This window comes from Hyphomicrobiales bacterium, assembly GCA_002869065.1.
Classification (GTDB): domain Bacteria; phylum Pseudomonadota; class Alphaproteobacteria; order Rhizobiales; family Rhodobiaceae; genus Rhodobium.
The window spans coordinates 183816-208435 of sequence record PKTR01000004.1; the positions used below are offsets into that span (position 1 = coordinate 183816).

The following is a 24620-nucleotide window of genomic DNA, read 5'->3' on the forward strand; positions in this document are numbered from 1 at the left end:
AAAGGGGCGATGGTCGGTCGGTGGCGGACAACGGAGGGAATGCGAACGGCCCCGGATACGGGCCGCTCGCCGGATCGGCATTTGTCCGCGACTAGTCCGCCGCTGCTGATCCGTTTCGATTACGCCAGCGGATTCAGCATCATGTCGGCCGACCGCTGGCCGATCAGCAGATCCATCAGTTCGGACATGCCGGTATCCTTCTTCTTCTGCCGCTCTGCTTTGAGCACGTCGATCGCGGCGCCGACATCACCTCTGAACAACTCTTCGAGGAGCGACATCGGGATTTTCGATTCCATGCCGAGTGCGCCCTGCATGTCCTCGACGGTCGGTCCGAGGAACGGTGGCACGCAGAACACGTTTGGCTTAGTGCCGCGGTAGGCAAAGAGAGGAAGTGCAACCTTCCACTGGCTCACCAGCTTGTGCACCGAGCTCATCGGATCGTCGAGGAAGCCGACATGCATCGCCCGGCCGTTGCACTGGGCGACGCAGGCAGGAGCTATGCCCTTTTCGATGCGCGGATAGCAACCGAAGCACTTGTTGGCCTTGGTCGTCTTCTGGTTGAAGTAGGACTTGGCATAGGGACATGCCGCTACGCAGTCCTGAGCGCCCTTGCACAGGTCGGTATTGATGACCACCAGGCCGTCTTCGGAGCGCTTGTAGATGGCATCGTTGGGGCAAGCGATCAGGCAGGCTGGGTTATCGCAGTGATTGCACATCCGCGGCACGTAGAAAAAGAAGTTGTTTGGGAACTCGCCGCTGCCTTGGTCGTCCTCCCAGTTCGGCGCCCAACGGGCGACCGGGCTCGGTTTGACGTGCTTGCCCTTACCCTCGAACAGCCGGTCGTGGTACTCGAATGCGAACGGAACGCCGTAGTCGGCAAGCGAGCGGCCGGCAGTCGCCTTCTGCACCTGACCGTCGACGAAGCCGCCGCCGTTCTTCGCCCAGTTTTTCGGATATCCAAGGCCAGGCGCAGTTTCGACGTTGCGCCAGTACATGTAGTCTTGGCCTTCGTTGCGGGTCCACGCCTTCTTGCAGGCGACGGTGCAGTTCTGGCAGCCGATACACTTGTTGAGGTCGGCCCCGAACACAATCTGTCTCTTGGACGTCGACATGGCTTTTTCAGACATAGCCATCTTCCTTTTGGTCCACGAATTACGAGGAGACGCCGCGGGGAGCGGCGCCCGGTTCGTTCATCCGCCTCAAATGGGCGATGCCGCGCCCAAGTACCGTTTCACTTCGACACGAACGTCACGCTGCACACCGCCAGGTCCGTAGTAGTTAGGCTTGAACCGCAGGTGACCGTAGTTTCCGACGAGCGAAGTCGGATTGATCCGGATCGGCAGGACACTCTGCGAGCTGCCCTCGATCAGATCCTGGTAGAATTCCGGGGCGTGGCACATCGATACGCGCCCCATCGGCTCGCCGGCACGGATCTTCAGGCGGGCGATGATGCGGCCATGGTCGTTCCACACCTCGACCCAGTCGTTGTCCCTGAGGCCGCGCGCCTTGGCGTCCTCGGTTCCCATTTCCACGAGCGGACCGCCGCGGTGCAGCCGCAGCATCAGTTCGTTGTCCTTCCACGTCGAGTGGATGGCGAACCGGCTGTGGTGGGTGTTGAACCGCAACGGATAGCGGTCGGCATCGACCGGCGCCTTGTAGGCGGGAAGCTCGACGCCGAGATCGCGGAAGGTTTGGGCCTCGATGAGGAACTGCTGCCGGCCGGTCAGGGTCGGCCAGGGCTTCTTCGCCTTGATGAAGAACTTGAACGGCGTGTAGGGCACGTTGTCTTCGATCGGCGAAGTCCAGTTCGCGCGGAAGCGGTGCGGCCCCTTGGTCTGCGGCGCCGTCTCGAGGAAGAACCGGCAGGCATCGACGTCGTTTTCGAGCTTGCCTTCGGCGGTGTAGTCCTTGAGCAGCTCACCGAGGTTGCGAGCCCACTTGAACTGGGCGTCGTAGTACTTCTCGAAGCCTTTCCGGACCGCCGCTTCCTGCACTTTCTGCGACAGGAGCCGGAAGATCTCCCAGTCCGTCTTCGATTCGTGCATCGGCGGGATGGCCGGCTCGGTCATGTGGATGAACGTATGTTCTTCCGTCATGCTGAGTTCGGTCTTCTCGTACCAATGCGCGGACGGCAGGACGATGTCGGAATAGAGCGCCGTCGAATCCATTCGGAAGTTGAGGTTGACGATCAGATCGAGTTTCGGCCACAGGTTCCGCACCATGTATTCCTGACCCTTGGCCTGGTTCAGGAAGTTGCCGCGGTAGGCGATGAGGACTTTCGGGTCCCGGCCATCGCGCGGATAGATCGGCATCTGACCGCTTTCCAGGCCGGCGCGCAGATAGGCGGCCGTGTCAATGCCTTCGTTCTCCATCGCGTCGTAGACTTCGCTGTGGTAGTAGCACCAGATCGTGGTCTGGCAGACGCGGTGCTTGGCCAGCGAGTTCGGGAACGACAGCGCGGCGACACCCGGCAGGGCGGTCGGCTTCCATTGCCCGACATAGTGGTTAACGCCGCCGCCGTTCTTGCCGTCGTTGCCGGTCAGCGCCGACAGGAAATGGAACGTCCGCAGCACGACGTCGGAATAGTACCAGTGGTTGGTGCCACCACCAGTGATGATCATCGACGGTGTTTCGGTCGCGTAGAGGTCTGCCAGCCGAACGACCATGTCGGCGGGCACACCGGTGATCTCGTTCACCTGCGCCGGGGTGTACGATCCCATGATCTTTTCCGAGAAGACGTCGAACACCGGTCGCACGTCGATGGCCGTGCCGTCCTTCAGCTGGACCGAGAAGGTACCCTGGAGGGCGGGCTCGACCTCGCCGAGGGCGATGTGGCCGTCCGGGAAGGTCAGGGTGTTGCGGCCGAAGAACGGCGGCTGGATTGGCGGGGCCTTCTCCGGTTCCTCGCCCCAGCTGCCCTTCGTCAGCACCGGCTTCATCTGCTTCGTGCACCAGACGTAGAACTTGCCGTCCGAACCGCCTTCGACCACGTCCGCTTCGCGCAGGAACATGCCGGTGTCGTTCCGCACGAGGAACGGCATGTCGGTCTGTTCCTTGATGTTCGCGGCGTCGAACTTGCCGGCCTTGATGATCTGGTGGGCCATGCCGAGGGCCAACGCCGCGTCGGTGCCGGGTTTCGGATGGATCCACAGGTCGGCCTTGATCGACGTCGAGTTGTAGTCCGGCGAGATGCTGACGACCGTTGAACCGTTGAGCGCCGCTTCGTAGATGTAGTGCGCATCGGGAATGCGGGTGGTCGCCGGATTAGCGCCCCAGACAAAGATCGTCTTGGCGTTGTACCAGTCGGCGGTCTCGCAGGTATCGCCCTGGATGCCGCAGGTCTGGGTCGTGCCGGTCGGAGGGTCGGCGTACCAGTCGAAGAAAGTGTGAGTGTGAGCGCCGATATAGTGCGCGAACCGATGGCCAGCTGAGAATGAAATCGGCGACACCGCCGGAACCGGCGTGTAGACGCTGATGCAATCGGGGGCTTCGTCGCGGATCGTGTCGACGATCTTGTCGGCGATCATCTCCAGCGCTTCGTCCCAGGTCGCGCGCCGCCACTTGCCTTCGCCACGTTCACCGGCTCGGATCAGCGGGTATTTCACCCGATGGGCACTCTACATGTAGTCCGAAGCGCACGACCCCTTGTTGCAGCCGCGCGGATTGTATTCCGGAACGCCGTCGAAGGTTGGAATATCCTTCGACTGCCCCTCGCGCAGGACGATGCCGGCCTTCGTATAGACGAAATGCGGGCAAGAACCAGTGCAGTTGAGGTGGTGGGTGCCGCGGGTCTTGGCATCCCAAGACCATTGATCGCGGTGCAGGTTTTCCCAGCCGCTATAGTCGTGCTGCACCATCGGGTCGCTCATGGCAGCGAGCGTCCTGAAAGCAAATCCGCTGCCGAAGGAGGCGCCCAAGCAGGTGGCGCTTGCACCTGTCAGGAAGGTTCTTCGCGTTGTCTTCGACACTTCCCTACCTCCTTTTCGTCGCCGGAGGCGTATTTCTCGAGTAATTTCGCCCCGTAGCGTTGATGACCTGCGGATTGGTTAGCTATCGAGTCGCGATGGAAAGCCGACCCGTCGCGACGACAGATGGAGGACAGGATGGTGCCGATCGGCAACCCGAGTGTGATTGCGATCACACAGCGCGAAATAATGGGGGTTATTGCGACCGAACGAGGTCGCAGCGAGGGCCGCGCGTCGTGGCGTCCCGCCGTTCCTTCGAAGAATCGAAAACGCTCGGCGCCGATCAGCCGTCGGCGTCGTCGCCGTAAAGCGGCAGCGTGAAGTGGAAGGCGACGCCTTTCAAGTCGTTCAGGTTTTCCGCGCTAATCCGACCGCCCTGCAATTCGACGAGGTGGCGGGCAATGGCGAGACCAAGGCCGGCATGGCACTGATGGCCGGAACTGCTGTGGGTCGTGAAGAACGACTCGAACAGGTGCGGCAGATCAGAAGACGGAATGCGGGCTCCTTCATTGACCACCGACACCATGGCAAATCCATCTTTGGCGGCCGCACGTATGGTTACCCGGTCGCCGCTACTCGAGAACTGAAGCGCGTTGTCGAGAATATGATCGAAAATCCGTTCGGTTGCGCCCACATCGCCGGCAACGAATGGCATCTGCGGCATCGTCGCGAGGTAGATCGACGTTCCATGCCGGTCTGCGTGAGCCAGGTGCTTTTGCGCGATATCGTTGATGAGCTCGTCGATCGCGAACGCTTCCCTTTGGAGTGCGACGTCACCGGCTTCCAACGCCGCCAGCTGGAACATGTTCGAGACGATCTTTTCCACCGACCGGACCTGCAGAAGGGCGATGTTGACGTATTCGCACCGCTGCTCCTGGGTCATCTGCTCCCGCTTCATCTGTAGTGTCTCCAGATAGCCATAGGCCGACGCAAGCGGGCTGCGCAGCTCATGCGAAAGCTGAGAAATCAATCGGCGGCGCAGGTCATTCTTTCGACCGTACTGTGCCGTCCAGTCATCGAGCGCGGCGGAAATCCGATCGAGTCTTTCCTCGAGCCGGTCGTGTTCCGCCGCCCCGGTGCGCCCGCCCGTGGCCAACGGCCCTCCAACTGCTGCGAGGTGCTGCTCCAATGCCCGCACCCTATTCGAAAGGCGCCCGAGACGGCGGGCGGTTGCCCACAGCGCCGCCAACCCAACCGTGAGCCCGACGACAAATCCGAGTCCCCAATACCACCCGCTGTCCCATCCGATCGCGCCGGCCGAAATGGTCGCCGCCAAAACGGGCTGGGCCGCGGACAGGTCGGGTATCGCGCCGGCAAACACCGCCAAGCCGCAAAGCCCGGCGTATCCGTCGACCGGGGCGAAGGCGGCCACGATCGCCGGTTCATAGGTATCGAACGGCAAGAACAGGGAAGCCAATTTCGCGGTGAACAATTCGACAGGCAATAGCGCTTCGACAGACAGACAACAGGTCATCGACTAGTCGGCCATTTTATACCCGCAACCCCAAATCGTTTTTATGAAGACGGGGTTCTTCGGATCCCGCTCGATCTTGGCGCGCAGGCGATTGATGTGGGTATTGACGGTGTGTTCGTATCCCTCGAAGGCGTATCCCCATACCTGCTCGAGAAGTTCTATGCGGCTGTATACCCGGCCCGGATTGCGGGCAAAGTGCAGCAGGAGTTCGAACTCGCGGGCGGTCAGATAGATTGCCTTTTCATTCACGGCAACCTGCCGCTTCTGAATATCGATATGGATGCTGCCGACATCGATCAGATGCGCTGCACTGCCTTCTTGTGCCGGATTTTCGGCGGCAATCCTGGCGGCTGCATCGATCCGCCGGAACAGCGCGTTGACCCGTGCGATGAACTCGCGAATGCTGAAGGGCTTGGTCATGTAGTCGTCTGCGCCGATTTCCAGGCCCAGGACCCGATCGAGTTCGGATGCCTTTGCCGTGAGAATCAGGATCGAGACGGTTCGATCAAATTCGCGGATCATCCGACAGATACTCAGGCCGTCGAGAACCGGCAGCATCAGATCGAGCACCACCAGACGGAACCGGCCGGCCTTGAACCGTTCGAGCCCGGTGTCGCCGGAGTGTTCGATGGTGACATCGTAACCGCTGTCGCGCAGATGTATGGCGATCAACGACGCGATGTCCTTGTTGTCCTCGATGATCAATACCGAACGCGGCATATCGGCCCTTTATTGGCGCCAAACGATTCAAGTCCGATTATTCCACGCCGGCTCGCCGATGAACAGCGTGATCCCCCCCCCCCCGATTGGCGACCGCAGCGCCGAACGCAGGTCACTTTCGCAATGGCACCGATTGGCGCCCGGCGGGCCTTCCCCCGTGCGGGCCATCATGGCGGACATAGCCGCCCGATTCAGGCTTTTGTCCTCCCCTGCTGCCGGTCACCATACGAATGCCGGCATCGCGGGACCCATCGGTGAGGACAGGCCGGCAAGGACATGAACACGTTGCACGTTGAATTTGCCGTTTGTCCAGCGCGGTCGCGGATGGCGGGAATTCCACCGCCACCTCGGCTCCCCTGGTTGGGTATCGAAACCGCCGGCGGCCCCTATGCGTCGTACTGGCGAGGAGCGTCGATCCGTCCCGATTGCTGCGGGTTGACGGACGACGTAACGATCTCGGAGTCGACGAGATTGGCCAACCGCCGGATATTCCGAATTGCATGGGTCTGACGGTTGAGGACGCTGATGTAACCCTCGTCGCGCAACTGAGAAAACGCCCGGCTGACGGTCTCGCGCTTGAGGCCGAGGTAATCGGCGACATCGGAGCGCGTCATCGGCAATTCGATCAAGCATTCGCGGTCGCAATAGATGCCCGACCGTTCGGCAATGTCGAGCAGGAAATAGATCACCCGGTCCAAGGGTTTGCGCAATACCAGTATCCGCTGCCAGAGCTCGGCGTGGTTGTTCTCCCAGATCGCCGATGCGAGCAGCACCCGGTCGATGCCGGGAAATGGCGCTTCAGCCTGCCGATGCCACTGATAAGCGATATCGCAGATCTTGACGTCGGTCAGCGCGATCGTCGTACATTTGGGAATCTCGGCCCACGGCTGCAGTTTCAGGAATTCGCCCGGATAGACGAATTTGTGGATGAACTGCTCGCCGTTTCTCGTGTAGTCGAAAACTTTGACGATACCGGAAATGACGATCCGCAATCCGTAGGTTTCAGTGGTATTGGACGTGATGCAGTCGCCACTGCCCAGGCGACGACGCAGTACCCATCGCGATTTCGAACAGGTCTCCGTTCCATCGAAACACGCCCGGATCGGACACCGGCAGGAGCACATCCCAAGGCGAGCAAGATCAGGACTCATAGCTTCTTTTCCACTTTATTGCGGTTATCTTAGACTGTTCGATTCTTGAACGATGTTTATCTTGGTCTATTTGGGCGTATTTCCAGCTGGTTTTCCGCCTCCATTAAGCAAATCAAGGTCAAGCCCAAGACTACTGTCCAGCGCCTTGGCTTCCTTGGGCAGTTGATGGGCGATACCCTTGTGGCACTCGATGCAGGTCTTCTTCTGTTCGGCCGCATCTTTCATTTTTTCCGATGCGGCGCGGCGCTGCTTTTCCCAGTGCATCGAATCGTAGGCATGGCAATTCCGGCATTCGTGCGAGTCGTTCGCTTCCATTTGCGCCCAGACGCGCTTGGCCATTTCGAAGCGCATCGCTTCGAACTTCTCCGGCGTGTCGATTGTCCCGACCACCCAGTGATACAGCTCGTTGCTCGCCTGGATCTTGCGCCTGAGTTTCGGGACCCATTCCTTCGGGACGTGGCAATCGGAGCAGATCGCCCGCACACCGGAAGCGTATGAGTAGTGCGGACTGGTCATGTATTCCTGTGCCACGGTCTGCCGCATTTCATGGCACGCAATGCAGAATTCGAGCGTATTGGTGTATTCCATGAAGGTGTTGAACCCACCCCAGAACACAACACCGCCGATACCCCCGCAAACGAATGCCAGGGATACCAGCACCGCAACAGGCCACTTCTTGATATTCTGTAAGAATGGCGGCATGCGACGCTCCACCAAGCGCTTTGACATACCAATTGGACGAAGATTGCTCGGATTTTCTGGACCGAGAATACGAAGTGGGAACTGTCGTGGTCGCAAAGCCTTTCGTTCGCATTGCCCACCCGATCCGAGAATCCCGTCGAGAATGAGAGGGCCGATAGATCACGTATTGCCCAGCGCCTCCCTCGCCCGTTCTGCGCCGATACCGATTTCCGCTTTTTCGGGTTCATCCGGCACGGCCAACCTTGCCGCAGCCGGACGTGACCGCTCGAATACCGGCCAGCACCTTGTTTCGAACAGGACTGTAAAGATGAAAATTCTCGTGGTGATAACGTAGAAATCACATTTTGATAACGCGATTGCGTTCAGTCGTGGCCGCTACTATTCCCTGCTTCGCCGTCATAAACGAAACGCAATCCCAAGTGTTTCGCCAGAAGATTCACAATGTCGTCTTCGCGGTAGGGCTTGCAGAGGAAGTCATCGCACCCGGCAGCGCGAGCCCGCTGGCGTTCTTCGTCGAGCACGTGGGCGGTCATCGCGATGATTTTCGGCTGGGGATCGCCGCTGTTGGCTCGAATGGCCCGCGTGGCCTGCAGTCCGTCCATCCCCGGCATCCGGACATCCATCCAAACCAGGTGTGGCCGCCATTCCTCGACCTGCACGATCGCCGACTGCCCGTCGCTGACTTCGCGCAGATCGAAATGAAAGCGCTCGAGGATCTGCCTTAAAAGCATGCGGTTCTCGAGTCGATCCTCGACGATCAGGACGCACAGGCGCGGTTGCCCTTCGGCCAAACCGATCGCCCGCCTCGGCGCCGCCGCCGGCGTCACGACTCGGGTTCCGACGCTGAGTTCGACCGGCACGTCGATGCGGAACACCGACCCCTTGTCGGGTTCGCTGACAACCTCGATCTGGCCGCCCATCAGGTCGATATAACGCCGGCAGATTGCCAGGCCCAGGCCGGCCCCCGAGCGCGCCGCCGGCAGAGATTTCCCCTGTTCGAACGGTAGGAAAACTCTGGCGATATCCTCCTCCAGAATGCCGACGCCGGTGTCCTCCACCTCAAATCGCAGGGTCGCCTTTTCCGGTTTTTCCCAGCGCAGAATACTGCAGGTTACCGAAACGCCGCCAGACTCGGTATACTTGACGGCATTTCCGACGATATTTATCAATATTTCTTGTATTTTTTCTTTGTCTGAGCGAACAATAATTGGCGCATTACTATTTACTACAATTTTTAGTTCGATATTTTTTTTATTGACCTGCAGTATACTAATTGAATACACTAACTTCAGAATATCTTCTATATCAAATTCTGAATAGCTTAATTCTATTTTATTAGCTTCTATTCTTTCAAAATCGAGAATATTACCAATTAATTTCACAAGATAATCGCCACTATTTATAATTATGCTAATTTTTTCTCTTAGTTCTTTATTTATATTTGGATCTGCATTGGCAAGTCGCGCAAATCCAAGGATTGCGTTAAGCGGCGTGCGCAATTCGTGACTCATGTTGGCCAGAAATTCACTCTTTGCGCTATTGGCGAATTCGGCTTGGGCCCGCGCCGCCTGAGCTTCTTCCTTGGCTAGGGTTTCGCGTTTACGCAATCGCAGCATCGCTTCGCCCATGATCGAGATCATCAGGCAATTGAGTACGAACACACTGACACCGAGCCAGTCCCGCTCGTCGTTGATAAACGGCATGTCGACGGGCGACCAAACGAGCACCAACAGAATGGTAAGGGCGATTGCCATCCCGCCGAACCAACCGCCACCGATCAGTGCCGACAGCGTCACCGCGGGATAGAACGTAATCCACGGAACGCGCGCCTCAAGCGCGCCGAGTGGCCAGATTCGGGCAAGGGCAGCTATTCCGACAAAAAGCGCCGTCAGAAGGGCCATCCTGATGCATTTGCCAAGCCATAGCGGTGTGTGTATCGGCACGCCAACCTCCTGGTAGACCGCGCAGTGAACTCGCACGACGCCTTGGCGGTTCGTCATCTGACGGAGATGCCCATATCGGCCCAAATGCCTCACCGGTTTCCATCGACAACCTTCGCTATTAAGGCTCCCTTCGAACAAACCGATACTGCTTGGTGCTAAATCATGAAACTGAAATCTGAGAAATTCGTTCTGCTATCTATTTCGGTCAGTGCCGTCCCCGGGGTAGATCGACATCACCCGCAAGGAACGAACCGCCCCGAAAAGGCAGTCCGGCATTCCCGCCGAACTCAGAGTTGCCGCGCCGTCGGTCCGGCCGGGGCATTGGCAGGACGAGGGGGGGATGTTCTTGTCCGCACAGGGACAAGTCCTGGTCGCGACCGTTGGTCTGACCGGCACGGGCAACAGTCGGCGAAAATGCCGGGCTCCATGGCCGTCATTGGTTCATCGGCGCTTTCCGCTGCAATGTGTTGACGAAGGCCAGGACGCTTTCCTGATCTTCCGCCGATAGAACGTAGGCAAATGACGGCATCACGACGAGCGGCGGTTCGAGGTTCTTCAAGCCGTCGTGCAGGCTCGTGGCGATGGTATCCTTGCGTGCCTCCATGAATTCCGGGTCGGTCAGGTCGGGGATGTACTGGTAGTCCTGCCACGAGTATTTCTTGAACCCGGCGCCGTCGCCGCGAACGCCGTGGCAGTTGACGCAATGGCGAACAAAGAGCATTTGCCCCCGCTCGACCGAGACCTCGCCACCCGACGACTTGAGACGTGGCATGGCCGGTTCCCAAACGACGTCCTGTGAGGATGCACCATCGGCGACTGCCATGCCGAGCAGCAGGGCTCCTGCTGCGAAAAACGCTACATTTTGGAAAATCGGTTTCATTGGTCCAAACCTTTCTGAACTGAAGCAGTGCCGCTGGTCGCAGCGTGCCGGCAGGCGCGATCGTGGCGCAGGACAGCGGCGGCGAAACCGATCAGGCCGCAATAGAAGTTGTGCGGTCTGATCATCGCAGTGACGGCCTCCATGCCGTCCAGCAAGCCCATGGCGTGGCGGTCGATGAACCCCCGCGCCTTGTCCTCGAAGAACGCGCCGAGCTTTTCCTCACCGCCAACTCTGGCCCGTTCTGCCTCGTAGGCGAGATACTGCAGGAATTCAAATTCGACACAGATGTGGTCGGGCAGGTCCTTGAAGTCGGCCGAAACGACCATTCCGCAGTCCTCGTAGAAATCGCGGACGGCAATCATTTCGCCGAGACGCTTGTCGTCGTCCGCCGACGTGAACAACGAGCTGTACGGCGGACAGAGAACTTGCGGAACGCCGCAGGCAAACATCCTGATGTAAGTCGCTTCCAACTCTTCAAAGCTGAGCTGGTTTGCGTCCTCGACGAGCTCCTTCACTCGCGACATCAGTTTTTCGACCAAGTCTTCCGGTTTTGGCAGGCGCCCTGCGACAGCGAGGATTTCCTCCAGCGCAGTGCCCCCCTGCCACCACTCCAACATGTCTCCGTCGGGATGGGCGAAGCACATCGACAGAAAATGATACATTTTCCCGTGTGCGGAGATTTCGACCTCCCCGGGCGGACGGGAAGCAACCGCAGTGTTCATGGGGTGTGCCTCCTACGCCTTGGTGTATTTGAGCCGCGCTTCGGGAGCGTGCGGCTCGTCGATCAACCCGTTCATCGCGTGACCGAAATACTTCTCCAGTTCCTCCATCGGAACGTTCTTGGGGAGGATGTACCAGATCGACGGAATGGTGCCGAAATCGGGGCGGTACTGCCGTCGTTCGTTTTCGGTCATGTACCGGGTCACGGCGTTGAAATGCTTGTCGGGATCATACGGCTTGGCACCGAGCGAGGGATCGCGGATCAGCTTGGAAATCGGGCTTTCCGGATCCATCAGATCGCCGAACACGCGGATCTTGCCGACGCAGCTCTTCACGCATTGCGGCTCCTGCCCCTTCTCGATCAGCGGGAAGCAGAGAATGCATTTCTGCGATTTCTTCGTCACGCTGTTGAAGTAGATCTTGTCGTAGGGGCAGGCCTGAATGCAGTTCTTGTACCCCTGGCACAGATCCTCGTCGATCAGCACGAGACCATTCTCGTTCTTGTAGATCGCCTGGGTCGGGCATGCCGGCAGGCAGGCCGGACGGGCGCAATGGTTGCAGGGGCGCGGCAGATAGAATTGCCACAGGTTCGGGTAGACTCCCTTTGGCACGTCCTGATAGAGGTTCGGATTGGTGTAGTCCTTGCCATCCGGAGCGTTTTCATCCTGCCTGGGATAGGCGCCAAAAGGCTTAGTGTTGACACTGTTCCAGTACATGTTGTCCTGGCCCGGACCGTCGGTCCAGGACGTCTTGCACGAGATCGTGCAGGTGTGACACCCCAAGCATTTGTTGAGGTCGATCAGCATCCCGTACTGCTTGGTATTCCCGTAGATCGGGTTCGGCTGACCGTAGTATTTTTGCCAGAGTTCTTCAGACATCGATGATCTCCTGATCTCAAGCCTTTTTTACTTCGCATATTTCGTCGAAGTGGCCTGACACGGGGCCCCAAACATTGGGGATAAAGTAGATCTCGTGGATCGGATTGATGGCGTTCCGATTGAGAGCGTTCCAGTGTCCGTCCTGGATCTGTTCGCGCTGCCAGCCGAAATACATCAGCACCGCTCCCGGGGGGACGGCCTCGCGCAGCTTCAGCCGGGCCTTGACGTAGCCATCCTGGTTGTAGGCGATCGCCCAGTCGCCAGCCGACAGGTCGCGCTTGGCGGCGTCGAGCGGGTTCATTTCGAGGAGCGGTTCGCCGACATCGTCTAGTCGGCGGACGAGGTCTTCGGTCCGCCAGGACGAATGGACGCTCCAGCGAGTATGGCGCGCCAGATAGTAGAGCGGATATTTCTCGAAGTCCGGGTTCTGGACTTTCTTGGCCTCCTTCCACTCCATCGACCGCCCGTACGGAGTAGCCATCTGTGGCTCTTTGTGGGTCGGCAGCTGTTCGCCAAATTCGAGGAAGCGATCCTCCTCCTTGTAGAGCTCCTGGCGTTTCGTCGCGGTCTTGAACGATTTCTTGCCCTGCATCTCCTCGGAAAAGGCGGCAATCGGATTGGACGGGCTGTTGACTCGGATGACCCGTTCCTTCTGCAGTCGCTCGAGGGTGATACCCTCGACCTGCGGACCGCCCGTCTTCAGCAGATGGTCGACCGCATCGACCGGTTCGCGGAACTTGAAGACGTCGCCCGTGCCCAGCCGCTTGCAGACCTCGTGGTAGATCTCCAAATCGGTCTTGGCCTCGTAGAGCGGTGCGACCGGTCCCTCGACGTATTGGATGTACGGGTGGGCCGGCGTCGTCGCGACATCGGCCGACAGCTCGTACCAACTGACCACCGGCAGCACGATATCGGCGAGCTGAGCGCTCGAGCTCATCTCGATTTCCGGGGCGACGATCAGTTCGACCTCCGGAAGCGACTTGTAGAGCAGTGTGTTCTGATCCGACGCCTGCCCGAGCAGGTTGCCGCCGGCAATCCAGATACAGCGGACCTGCCGCCACAGCTTCTCGCGGTTGGCCATGGTGTCGGTCGGCCCATTGACCACGTAGGCGGTGTCGAGCGGAACCGGCCGATACCGATCGTCCTTGCCGGCTTCCTTCAGCGGGAAGAAGTAGTCGGTCGGATTGAGGCGCATCTTGTACTGGCCGGCCCACGGGCTGACGCCGCCACCGTTGACGCCGACATTACCGGACAGGATGGTCAGCGCGATCACCGCCCGCCCCATCAGATCGCCGTGGTACCAGTGGTTGATACCGGTGCCGGACCATATCGAGGCCGGGGCGTGGCTGGCATATTCGACCGCCAGACGCTCGACGTCCGCCGCCGGCACGCCGGTGATTTCGGACACGGTCGCCGGATCGAACTCCTCGAGCTTGGCGAGAAACAGCGTGTGGGCCGTCGAGCAGGCGACTTCCTTGCCATCCGCAAGCTTCACGGTGAAGGTCCCGGTCAGTGCCGGCTTGTCGCTGAAATACTCGTCCGCGGCCGGTCCGCCCATAGCAGCGTCCCAGACCATGAAGACCTTTTCGTCGCCGCCGGCCTGAACGTCCGACTGACGCAGGTACTTCCCGTTATCGGCGCGCACGAGGAGCGGGCCACTGGTCGTCCGCCGGATCGGCTCGTCCTTGGCAAGGCCCTTCTTGACGATGACGTGGCACATGCCGAGCGCCAGGGCAGCGTCGGTGCCCGGGCGTACCCGCACCCACTCGTCGACGGCTGTCGCGGTCGGGTCGAAATAGGGCGAGATATAGACCGTCTTCGCTCCCTTGGCGCGCACGTCCATGAAGAAATGCGCATCGGGAATGCGGGTCTGCACCATGTCGCTGCCCCACATGATGACGTATTTCGAGTTCTGGACGTCCATCAGCTCGTGTTCTTCGGTCTGGACGTTCCATGTCATCGGGTGGGCGATCGGAAGGTCGCCGTACCAGTTGTAGAAGGTGCCGATGCCGAAGCCGTTGACCGCGGCAAAGCGGAAACCGGCACCCTGCTTGACAAGACCCGTCGCCGGTACCGGCGGATAGATCCATACCGCCTTGGGGCCGTATTTCTCGTTGATGCGTTTGATTTCCGATACGATGTAGTCGTACGCCTCGTCCCAGCTGATCCGTTGCCAGTGGCCCTGACCGCGAGCGCCGATGCGCTTCATCGGGTACTTGACCCGGTTCGGCCCGTAGGTCCGCTTATGGTAGGTCTGCCCCTTCATGCAGCCGCGCGGGCTGTAGTCGGCATCGGGATAGTCATAGGGCGGTTCGGCGTGATGCACGATGCCGCCGCGCACATGGACGTTCCACCCGCACGAACCGGTGCAGTTCGGCAGGTTGACGGTGCGTACGACCTGGTCACCTTCGACCATCTTGCGATAACCGTCCTCCCAGGGACGCGGACCCTTTGCTATTTCAAGCGCCGCAAGAACCGGCTGGCGGATGGCGAACGGCGAGCCTACGAAGGCTGCTGCATAGAGGCCACCCCTGATGAAATTCCGTCGACTTGTTGTCCACATGGCGACACCATTTTTCCTTTGTTCTGAAGACCAGTTGCACCAGTCAACCGATCAACGGAAGTCCGCCAGGGGCGGCAGAACCGCCCCCGGGGAGAGAAGACTCGTAGCTATTTCGAAAGAGCCATCACCACGTCCTTCACGGACATGATCGCGCCCATCACGGTCGGCCGCCCATACCGCGTGTTGTTCAGCATCTCAGGAACTGAAAACAGTGCGATGTTAAGGTCGTTGAAGGCGACGAGATCGGCGGTCTCGAAGTAGGTGATGAAATCCGTGTCATCGATGCCGGTCGAGTGGTAGAGTTTACGCTTGACGTTGACGAGGAACGGCAGTGTCGGGAGCGTATGCTCTTCCATTCTCTTCAGCTTGTCAGCTTCCGACATGTTCCACCATTCGGCATCCTTGGCGATGGGGATCATGAAGGCGTATTTCGGATCCGGTGCCGAATAGGCGGTTTCCTGCAGTGCTTTTAGCAGGTCGGGTGATTTCTCTTTGGTTGTGTGATTGAGCGGCTTGGTGACACCGAAAACCGAGAAGGTGACGTCGGAATTGCGACCGAGCCGGGTCGCCGCGAATTCCGTCAGAAACGCCTGGGAGTTCAGCGGCTCATAGGCATTCAGCCGCAGCATGAAGTCGGACTCGCTTTCGAAGCCGCGGGTCAGGTAGGCATCGACGAGGACCTTGTCCTTGTGCGCCATGACCAGCGCGTCGACTTCATCGGCGGCCATGGCACGCTCTGCGGCGTCCAGCATGTAATAGCTCGGCCGGACCTTGAAGGTGGTGAAGAGGCCGTAGACGCCGATGTCCTTCAAGATTTTCGCCCGTTCCACCATCATCTCTTCGGCGGAGGCCGAGCTGGAGAAGCTGGCGGATCCCACGACGGCAGCGGCGGCAATTGCGATGACGCCTACACCGGCGGACAACCAGTTCCTTCTAAAACGTTTCGGATTCATATCTGACACTCTAGGTTGGAGGTATTGCTAGGCGGCGATGAAGTGGACGATACGGTTCGAACCGACGTCCGCCTTGAGAATGAAACGCCTCCGACCGGGTCGTGTGATCTCAATCACAAAACAAAAAAAAAACCGATTGAGCTACCGCCCGCCAACGTTCGCGCGCGAATGTATTTTGGTGATTTTCTTCCGTTGATTTTTGTCGCGCCGGGCGACGGATCCGGCGTCCATTTTCCTTTATGGAATAACGTCTTAAATCACGGAAAACCCACTGGACTTCTCCTCCAGGAAGAGCGGTAGTGTTCAGGCGCTGATATGCCGTCGTCATTAGATCCGCGTTCGCCCGGATATCCGGGCTCTGCCTGGTGGAAGCACCGGAATAGTTCCGTGGCATTCTTCCAGGAGTCTTCTGATGACCAGCAATCTTCTCAATTCGACGACCTCGCCCACCTCCGAAGCGGACAAGTCCGCAGGTCGAAAACAGGACCCAAGGCAGACCAAGACATCCCGTCTGATCGGAATGCTGCGGCGGAAGAATGGTACTTCGGCCGCTGGAATCGGCCGTGCGCTCGGCTGGCAACCGCATACCGTGCGGGCCGCGATCTCCGGCCTGAGAAAGGCCGGATACAGCGTCGCGACGGCAAAGGCGGCCAAGGACAGGGCTGGTCCGACCTATCGGATAATAGCCGAGCCTTCGTCGGGGAATACTGCGCACGGGTTGCCGGAGGTCGAGGAATGATGTCCCGGCGACGATCTCATTCCTCTGTACCCGTACCCTCCCCCGAGGCGTTGACGACTGCTCTTGCGGAACTCGACAGCTCCGATCGAGCGGCACTCCTTGGTCTCTGGCGGGAGATGATCGGCGCTCCGCCGCCGAAAAGCCTGTCGCTTCCCTTTCTGCGACGGGCAATTGCCTTCGAGATGCAGTGTGCTGCCCTGGATGCCCCGAAATCTCAGACGCTCAAAGATCTGAAGCGCATCGGCAATGGAAAAACGTCGAGAGCTTCAACCGGCGCGGTGCTGAAGCCGGGAGCCCGCCTTGTCCGGGAATGGAAAGGACGAACCTGGACGGTTGACGTGGTCGAGGGCGGGTATCTGATGGCTGGAGAACGTTACGTCTCGCTTTCGGCAATTGCCGGACGGATCACCGGCGCCCATTGGTCCGGACCGCGGTTCTTCGGCCTGAACCGATCGTCAGGAAACGAAGGTGGTCAGAGATCGAAGACAGCGCGTCGGTCCGGCATGAGGAGTGCCTGACATGACCCGTCGCCTTCGCTGCGCGATCTACACTCGCAAATCCTCCGAGGAAGGGCTCAAACAGGATTTCAACTCGCTCGAGGCCCAACGGGAGGCCTGCCTCGCCTATGTCGCCAGCCAGAAAGCCGAGGGATGGATACCGGTCCAGACCCGCTATGACGACGGAGGCCTGTCAGGTGCCACATTGCAGAGACCGGCCTTGCTGAGGTTGCTAGCAGATATCGAGGCCGGCCACGTCGATCAGATCGTCGTCTACAAGATCGATCGCCTGACCCGTCCCCTGTCTGACTTTGCCAAGATCGTCGATCGTCTCGATGCGGCAGGCGCGTCGTTCGTCTCAGTCACCCAGTCGTTCAATACTGCAACCAGCATGGGACGTCTCACCCTCAACATGCTGCTCTCCTTTGCTCAGTTCGAGCGGGAGGTCACGGCGGAGCGCATTCGCGACAAGATCGCAGCCTCGAAGAAGAAGGGTCTTTGGATGGGGGGCAATGTCCCCATCGGATACCGGCCACAGGGACGAACCCTGACGATCGATGAGAAGGAAGCCGTTACGGTCCGGGCGCTCTACGACCTCTACCTGCAACTGGGATCGGTTCGGGCCGCCAGGGAGGAAGCCGATCGCCTGGGCCTGCGAACGGCCAAACGTATCAGCGGATCGGGGCGGATCTCCGGCGATCGGCCTTTTACCGCCGGGCACCTCTACAGCATCCTGACCAACCCGCTCTACGCAGGTCGTATCCGGCATCGGGACAGGGTCCAAGACGGCCAGCACCCGGGAATCATCAAACCGGAGCTGTGGCAGCAGGTTGAGGATCGACTGATCGAAGACTCCGCCCGCAGTCGCGGAAAGGGCAACTCCTCGGCCCATTCCCCGCTTGCCGGCAAGCTCTTCGACGAAACCGGCGATCGCCTGACACCCAGCCACACGCAAAAGAACGGCAAGCGTCTTCGTTACTACGTCTCACGGCGACTGATCACCGATCGACGCCACAGCCACGCCGATGCCTGGCGGCTGCCGGCAGGCGAGATCGAAGCTTTCCTCTCAGGTGTTCTCCGCGACTCTCTGATAAAGCCGGCTTTCCTCACCGATCTGATCGCCAACATCACAGCTTCGGAAATCACGAACTTTCGGGACAAGCTGCACCATCTCGCCGCCGACTGCGAACGCGAACACGGAGCCGCGGAATGGGCTCCGCTCATGCGGCGTGTCGACCTTGCGCAAGGCATTGTCATAGTGCGGCTCGACCGGAAGGCGCTTACCGACCGCCTTGGCATCGACCGCAACCGCCTCGTCGCCGAGGCATGCCAACTCACCGCTCCGTTCCGCCTTCAGCGGCGCGGGATCGAAACGAAAATCATTCTCGGCGCCACAACACCGCGGATCGATCCGATCCTCGTCAAGAACATCCTGACCGCTCGGAGGTGGTACGATGCCATCAAGGCAGGAACCACCTTCAGCAAGCTGGCCGAACGCGAGAACACCACACCCAATCGCATCCAGCAGATGATCGGTCTCGCCTTCCTCGCCCCGGACATCCTCGATCAGGTTGTGGCCGGAACCCAGCCGGTCGGCTTTACCTCGGAATGGTTCAAGCGCCGCCAGTTGCCGGCCGACTGGAGCGACCAGCGCCAAGCCTTCGCATCCCTCTGAGACAACGCGGCGAGTGCGCCGAGCAATCGGCAGCCCGTCCAGGCCAAGCCCTTCACCAGCCAGAACGCCGAAAACCGTATCGCCCACAACGGCCAACAGAGACTTGCGCCAAATTGGGCCGGATTTGCGGGCTGAAAATTGCGTCTCTGCAGCGCCCTGCACTCGGCAAGAGGTGGACATTTCGCCTCTATTACCAAGGAATAAAACTACATAATATCAATAGATTAGTAGGTGGCGGAGACGGAGGGATTCGAACCCTCGATACGCTTTTGACGTATACTCCCTTAGCAGGGGAGCGCCTTCAGCCACTCGGCCACGTCTCCGTGACGACCCGTCTAAGGCGAAAGCGCGCCCGATTCAAGGCCTTTTGTCCGACCAATTGCCACCCGGCACGCGCTTTCCCCGGGGAATGCGAACCCGCATGCCGCGTCAGGCCTCGTTCGGCCCGTCCGATGCCGCCGCCTCCGGCTTGATGCGGAACCAGGCGAGATAGAGCGCCGGCAGGAACAGAAGCGTCAGCATGGTGCCGGCGATGATGCCGCCCATCATGGCGAACGCCATCGGTCCCCAGAAGATCTCCCGCGCGATTGGAATGAGCGCAAGGCTCGCCGCCGCCGCCGTCAGCATGATCGGACGCGTGCGTTGCTCCGTCGCCTGGCGCACCGCGTTCCACGCTGACACGCCGTCGCGCCTGAGATCCTCGATCTGCACCACCAGAATGACCGAGTTGCGGATCAGGATGCCGATCAGCGCAAGCACGCCGAGCAGCGCCACAAAGCCAAGCGGCGCGCCGCTTGGAACCAGTGCCGCGACCACGCCGATGAGACCGAGCGGCGCCACCGCGAACACCAGGAACAGCCGCTGGAAGCTCTGCAGCTGGAACATCAGGATGGTGACCATGGTGAAGATCATGAACGGCGCCACATCGGCGATCGGCCCCTGTGACTTGGCGCTTTCCTCGACCGAGCCGCCCATGGCGATCTTGAACTCGTTCGGCAGACCGGCGCGCACCGCATCGATGTCGCCCTTCAATTCGGCAACGATGGTCGCCGGCAACGTATCGTCGGCGATTGTGCCCTTGACCGTGATCGTCGGCACGCGGCTACGCCGCCAGATCACCGGCTGCTCGGTCTCGTAGCGGAAATTCGCCACCGCCGCGAGCGGGATCGACTGGCCGTTGCCTGACGGCAATTGGAGTTGCTGGATTGTTTCGATCGAGTGGCGTTCGTCCTCGTTGGCGCGCGCCACGATATCAACCAGATAGATCGAATCGCGGATCTGCGTGATCGTCGTGCCGCCGACCACATTGTTGAGCGAGCCGGCAATATCCTGCGAGCTGATGCCGAGCTTGCGCGCCTTGTCCTGCAGCACGTCGACACGCACCACCCGCCCTGGCTCGAACCAGTCATAGACGACCGAGCCGACGTGCTTGTTGGCGCTGACGACAGCGGCAATCTTCTGCGCGAACTCCCGCACCGTCTCGATGTCCGGGCCGCTGACGCGATACTGGATCGGCCGACCGACCGGGGGCCCGAGCGCCAGCAGCTGCAGGTGGGCGTCCGTCCCGGCGAAGTCGTTGCGCAGGATCGGCTTCAGCCGCGCCTTCACCCGTTCTCGCGCCTCGATGCCCTTGGTGACGATGATCATCTGGCCGAAATACGGCATCGGCACCTGCACATCGAAGGAGAGCAGGAAGCGAACCGCGCTCTGGCCCACATAGGACGACCAGCGCTCGATATCCGGATCACCCTTCAGATGCTCCTCGAAGCGGTCCATCTGCGCCCTGGTCTCGGCAATCGAGGCGTTCTGCGGCAGCGTCCAGTCGATGACCAGCTCCGGCCGGTCCGACTGCGGAAAGAACTGCTGTTGTACGAAGCGCATGCCGTAGAGCGACAGGCCGAAGATCACCACCGTGAGGATGATCGTCACCCAGCGGAAATGCATCGCGAAGTCGAGCAGCCGCCCGAAGATGCGCCCGACCAGGCCCGGTCCCTCGTGATGGTGCTTGAGTTTTGCCGGCAGCATGGTGACGCCGAGCAGCGGTGTGAACAGCACAGCGACAATCCACGACACGATCAGCGACACCGCGATCACCACGAACAGCGTGAAAGTGAACTCGCCGGCGTTACTGTTGTTGAGGCCGATCGGAATAAAACCCGCCACGGTGACCAGCGTTCCCGTCAGCATCGGGAACGCCGTCGAGGTGTAAACGTAGGTCGCCGCCTTGTTGAGATTGTCGCCGAGTTCGAGCCGCGCCACCATCATCTCGACCGCGATCATGGCATCATCGACCAGCAGACCGAGCGAGATGATAAGCGCGCCGAGCGAAATGCGCTGCAGCGGAATGTCGAGCAGTTGCATGGCAAGGAAGGTGATCGCCAGCACCAGCGGGATCGACAGCGAGACGACGATGCCGGCGCGCACGCCAAGGCTGATGAAGCTGACCGCGAGCACGATGGCCACCGCCTCGAAGAAGGCGCGGGTGAACCCGCCGACCGCTTCCTCGACGACGCCCGGCTGGTCGGCAACCAGATGGATTCCGACACCGACCGGCAGTTTTTCGACAACCCGGTCAAGTTCCTTGTTCAACGCCTCGCCGAAGTCGAGCAGATTGCCGCCCGCCTTCATACCGATGGCAAGCCCGATCGCCGGTTCGCCCTTGTAGCGGAACAGCGTCGAGGGCGGATCCTCATAGCCGCGCCGCACCGTGGCGACATCGCTCAGCCGGAAAAACCGCCCGTCGACACGCAGATTGACGTTCTCGAGGTCCCGTTCGGAACCGAATTGCCCGTCGACGCGCACGCTGATGCGCTCAGGCCCCGCCTGAATGACGCCGGACGGCGTGATCGCGTTCTGCTCCTGCAATGTCTGCAGGACGATTGCCCGCGTCACGCCGAGCGCGGCCATCTTGCGGGTCGAGAACTCCAGGTAGACGACCTCGTCCTGTTCGCCGATCAGTTCGACCTTGCCGGCGTCGGGAATCGTCAGCACGCGGGCGCGCACCTCTTCGACATAGTCGCGCAATTGCCGGAAGCTGATGCCGTCGGCGGTAAACGCATAGACATTGCCGAACACGTCGCCGAAACGGTCATTGTAGAAGGGCCCGACAACGCCGGAGGGGAATTGCGGTTTGATGTCGTCGATCAGATTGCGAACCTGAATCCAGACATTGGGAACATTGTGGCCCTTGGTGGTGGCCTTCAGATTGACGAAGATCGTGGTCTTGCCGGCGGTCGTCACGCTGCGCGTGTAGTCGAGCGAGGCCAATTCCTCGAGCTTCTTCTCGATCCGGTCGGTGACCTGGTTGATCGTGTCCTCGACGGACGCGCCCGGCCATTGCGCCTGGATCAGCATCGTCTTGATGGTGAAATCTGGATCTTCCTGCCGCCCGAGCTCGATATACGAGCCAAGGCCGAGCACCATGAAGATCAGCATGAAATACCAGATCAGCGAGCGGTGCTGCAGCGACCAGTCGGAGAGATTGAACTTCTTCATTACCGCGTTCCCTCGCCGACACGCACTTTCTGACCGTCGTCAAGGCTGTGGACGCCCGCCGTGACGACCCGTGTTCCCGCCTCCAGCCCGTCGACGACCACGAAGCTCCTGGCGTTGCGCGCGCCGACCGTTACCGACTGCCTGTTCACCGAGCCCGCCGCCTCGTCGACCACCCACACGAAGCTCTTGCCGTCTTCTTCCAGCAACGCCGACAGCGGCAGCCGCAGGCGCGATTGAACGGCTTCGAGCGGCCGCGCGGTCACCGTTGCGCCAAGCCGGAACGGTGCCGGCATCTCGTCGAGCGTGATGCGCACCCGCCGGCTGCGTGTCGCGCGGTCGGCTTCCGGCGCGATTTCGCGCACCGTCCCCTCGACCGCCGGCGATCCGGGCGCCTGCACGGTCATCTCGAAACGACTACCGACCGCAACTCCGCTAACGTTTTCAGGAATGTCGACAACCGCTTCGCGCCGATCGAGCCGGGCAAGCGTCACCACGATCTCACCGGCCGAGACGACCTGCCCGACCTCGGCCCCAACGGCTGTCACCACGCCATCGAAACTCGCCGTGAGCTGCGTATAGCCAAGCTGTTCTTCGGCCTTGGAGAGGTCAGCCTCAGCTCGCGTCACCGCCGCCTCGGCACTCTTGCGTGCCTGTTCGGCCGCGTCGACATCGGCCTGTGTCGCCACACCGCGTTCAAGCAGCGTCTTTTGCCGCGTCTCGCTGGCAAGCGCGTTGGCAAGTTGCGCCTTCGCCGCCGCGAGGTTGGCCTTGCTTGCCTGCAGCGCGAATTCATAGGCCGAGGCATCGAGGCTCGCGATCGGCGCACCCTTGTCGACCGTGTCGCCCACATCGACACTGCGCGAAATCATCCGCCCGAGAACCCGGAACCCGAGATCGGTGCTGAAGCGCGGCTCGACCGTACCGACGAAGCCGGAATCGGCCGCCGCCGACAGGCTCGCAACGACCGAAAGGACCGGGCGAACCGGCGGCTCCTTCGGCGCCTTTTCCTCATTGCACCCGGCCACAAGAAGCGGAACGGCGGCGGCGAACAACAGCGGCAGGAGATTTTTCATTGGCCCTCTCCCGCGCCGGCGACCGCCACCACCTGCCCCACATGGAGCAGCTGGGAGCCACCTGCAACCACCTGCTCACCGGGCTCGACCCCTGAGCGGATCATCACGACATCGCGCTCGTGCCGTGCCACCTCGACCGGGCGCAAGGAAACCGAGCGGCTCTCCGGTTCGAGAACCCAAACAGCCGGGCCGTCCGCCGAAACCGTCAGCGCACTCCACGAAAGAAGCGCAAGCCGTTCCGGTTTGAGACGTACCTTGCCAGCGACACTCGCCTGCAGGGTCAGGCCCGCCGGAGGATTGTCGATACCGAATTTCACCCGGACGGTCCCCTTGGTGGCATCCACCGTCGGCGAGACCTCGCGAAGAATCGCTGTGGTCGTCACTGCCGGATCGGAAACCAGCGAAACAGTCATTTCCTGTGTGGCCAGTTCGTTGGCCAGCAACGTCTCGAAAACATCGAACACGGCGTCGCGCGGACCATCATTGGCGAAGGTGAAAACGGCCTGCCCGGGCAGAACGACCTGCCCCACTTCGCCGCTGCGCGCGGTGACGACGCCGTCGGCTTCCGCCTTCAATTCCGTGTCCGCGAGGTTCTGGCGCGCCGTCGAAAGTCTTGCTTCGGACGCATCGAGCGTACCTTCCGCCACGCGAAACGCTTCTTCCGCCGTATCGAACTGACGTCGTGTGGTGAACCCCTTGCCGAGCAGCGCCTTTTGCCGCTCAAGCGTTGTCTTTGCCTGGCGCAAAACGGCTTCCGCCGCCCGCACGCTGGCTTCCGCTGCCTCGAGGTCGGCTTGTTGTTCATGCGGGCTGAGCCGGGCGATGGTGGTGCCCGCGGCAACGTGATCGCCGACATCGGCGAACCGTTCCACGATGCGTCCGGCAACCTTGAACGCCAGATCGTTCTGCACCCGGGCACGGATTTCCCCGGTCAGTTCGATGGTCTCGGAGTGCTCGGCAAAGGCCACGGTCTCGACGCGGACGAGCGTTGGGAGCTTGTCGCTTTCGCTCGACTGCTCCCGGCAGCCGAAGACCGCCAGAGCAAGGACGCAAACAACAAGCGAACGGCGGATGGTCACATCTTTCCCCATCGGTCAGAAACAGGAAAAGATGCACTCACCGCCCCCGCGTCTCCGCGAGCCGGTCTGCATCGATTCCGCTTCCCAATATAGGGGACCACCGCGATGCTGCG

The 24620-nt window shown here is 60.5% G+C and carries 17 protein-coding genes, 1 tRNA gene and 1 pseudogene; 3 read left to right on the top strand and 16 right to left on the bottom strand.

Annotation, left to right across the window (positions count from 1 at the left end; translation table 11 throughout):
• Positions 1-119 precede the first annotated feature (119 nt).
• The 12 genes and pseudogenes from C0606_13305 to C0606_13360 form a co-directional block, all read right to left on the bottom strand.
• Positions 120-1112, bottom strand: a complete 993-nt coding sequence (locus C0606_13305; GenBank protein PLX36935.1) for a respiratory nitrate reductase subunit beta — start codon at positions 1110-1112, stop codon at positions 120-122.
• An 87-nt stretch (positions 1113-1199) separates the two neighbouring features.
• Positions 1200-3968: pseudogene (locus C0606_13310) on the bottom strand (molybdopterin oxidoreductase).
• Between the two features lie 280 nt (positions 3969-4248).
• Positions 4249-5439 carry a hypothetical protein gene (locus C0606_13315; GenBank protein PLX36785.1) on the bottom strand — a complete coding sequence of 397 codons (1191 nt, stop codon included), beginning with the start codon at positions 5437-5439 and terminating at the stop codon, positions 4249-4251.
• 3 nt (positions 5440-5442) lie between these two features.
• Positions 5443-6159, bottom strand: a complete 717-nt coding sequence (locus C0606_13320; GenBank protein ID PLX36786.1) for a DNA-binding response regulator — start codon at positions 6157-6159, stop codon at positions 5443-5445.
• Between the two features lie 386 nt (positions 6160-6545).
• On the bottom strand, positions 6546-7310 hold the full coding sequence (locus tag C0606_13325; protein ID PLX36787.1) for a hypothetical protein: 765 nt from the start codon (positions 7308-7310) through the stop codon (positions 6546-6548).
• 66 nt (positions 7311-7376) lie between these two features.
• Positions 7377-8012: a Denitrification system component NirT gene (locus C0606_13330; protein PLX36936.1), complete on the bottom strand. Its 636-nt coding sequence runs from the start codon at positions 8010-8012 to the stop codon at positions 7377-7379.
• A 362-nt stretch (positions 8013-8374) separates the two neighbouring features.
• Positions 8375-10012 (bottom strand): hypothetical protein, encoded by a 1638-nt coding sequence (locus tag C0606_13335; GenBank protein ID PLX36788.1) that lies wholly within the window; start codon positions 10010-10012, stop codon positions 8375-8377.
• Positions 10013-10388: 376 nt separating this feature from the next.
• Entirely contained in the window at positions 10389-10835 is a 447-nt protein-coding gene (locus C0606_13340) for a hypothetical protein (GenBank protein ID PLX36789.1), read from the bottom strand.
• Positions 10832-11557, bottom strand: coding sequence for a hypothetical protein (locus C0606_13345; GenBank protein ID PLX36790.1), 726 nt, complete (start codon positions 11555-11557; stop codon positions 10832-10834). Before C0606_13345 ends, C0606_13340 begins: the two co-directional genes overlap by 4 nt.
• A 12-nt stretch (positions 11558-11569) precedes the next feature.
• Positions 11570-12433, bottom strand: coding sequence for a hypothetical protein (locus tag C0606_13350; protein ID PLX36791.1), 864 nt, complete (start codon positions 12431-12433; stop codon positions 11570-11572).
• Between the two features lie 16 nt (positions 12434-12449).
• A complete protein-coding gene (locus C0606_13355; protein ID PLX36792.1) occupies positions 12450-14996 on the bottom strand; it encodes a hypothetical protein in 2547 nt (848 codons plus the stop codon).
• Positions 14997-15103: 107 nt separating this feature from the next.
• Entirely contained in the window at positions 15104-15949 is an 846-nt protein-coding gene (locus C0606_13360; protein PLX36793.1) for a chlorite dismutase, read from the bottom strand.
• 412 nt (positions 15950-16361) lie between these two features.
• Between C0606_13360 and C0606_13365 the strand changes: the two genes are divergently transcribed.
• The 3 genes from C0606_13365 to C0606_13375 are packed head-to-tail and all read left to right on the top strand — an operon-like array spanning position 16362 to position 18860.
• The gene (locus tag C0606_13365) at positions 16362-16688 is read left to right on the top strand and encodes a hypothetical protein (GenBank protein PLX36794.1); all 327 of its coding nucleotides are present in this window, start codon (positions 16362-16364) and stop codon (positions 16686-16688) included.
• Positions 16685-17206: a hypothetical protein gene (locus tag C0606_13370; GenBank protein ID PLX36795.1), complete on the top strand. Its 522-nt coding sequence runs from the start codon at positions 16685-16687 to the stop codon at positions 17204-17206. Before C0606_13365 ends, C0606_13370 begins: the two co-directional genes overlap by 4 nt.
• Position 17207: 1 nt before the next feature.
• On the top strand, positions 17208-18860 hold the full coding sequence (locus C0606_13375; GenBank protein ID PLX36796.1) for a recombinase family protein: 1653 nt from the start codon (positions 17208-17210) through the stop codon (positions 18858-18860).
• A gap of 232 nt (positions 18861-19092) precedes the next feature.
• On the opposite strand, the gene C0606_13380 is transcribed toward C0606_13375, so the two are convergent.
• From C0606_13380 to C0606_13395, 4 genes are all read right to left on the bottom strand, one after another.
• Positions 19093-19183 (bottom strand) — tRNA-Ser (locus C0606_13380).
• Between the two features lie 106 nt (positions 19184-19289).
• Complete coding sequence (locus tag C0606_13385; protein ID PLX36797.1) at positions 19290-22355, bottom strand: ACR family transporter; 3066 nt, start codon at positions 22353-22355, stop codon at positions 19290-19292.
• Complete coding sequence (locus C0606_13390) at positions 22355-23428, bottom strand: efflux transporter periplasmic adaptor subunit (GenBank protein PLX36798.1); 1074 nt, start codon at positions 23426-23428, stop codon at positions 22355-22357. The genes C0606_13385 and C0606_13390 overlap by 1 nt, the downstream gene beginning before the upstream one ends.
• On the bottom strand, positions 23425-24519 hold the full coding sequence (locus C0606_13395; protein PLX36799.1) for an efflux RND transporter periplasmic adaptor subunit: 1095 nt from the start codon (positions 24517-24519) through the stop codon (positions 23425-23427). The genes C0606_13390 and C0606_13395 overlap by 4 nt, the downstream gene beginning before the upstream one ends.
• Positions 24520-24620: the final 101 nt, after the last annotated feature.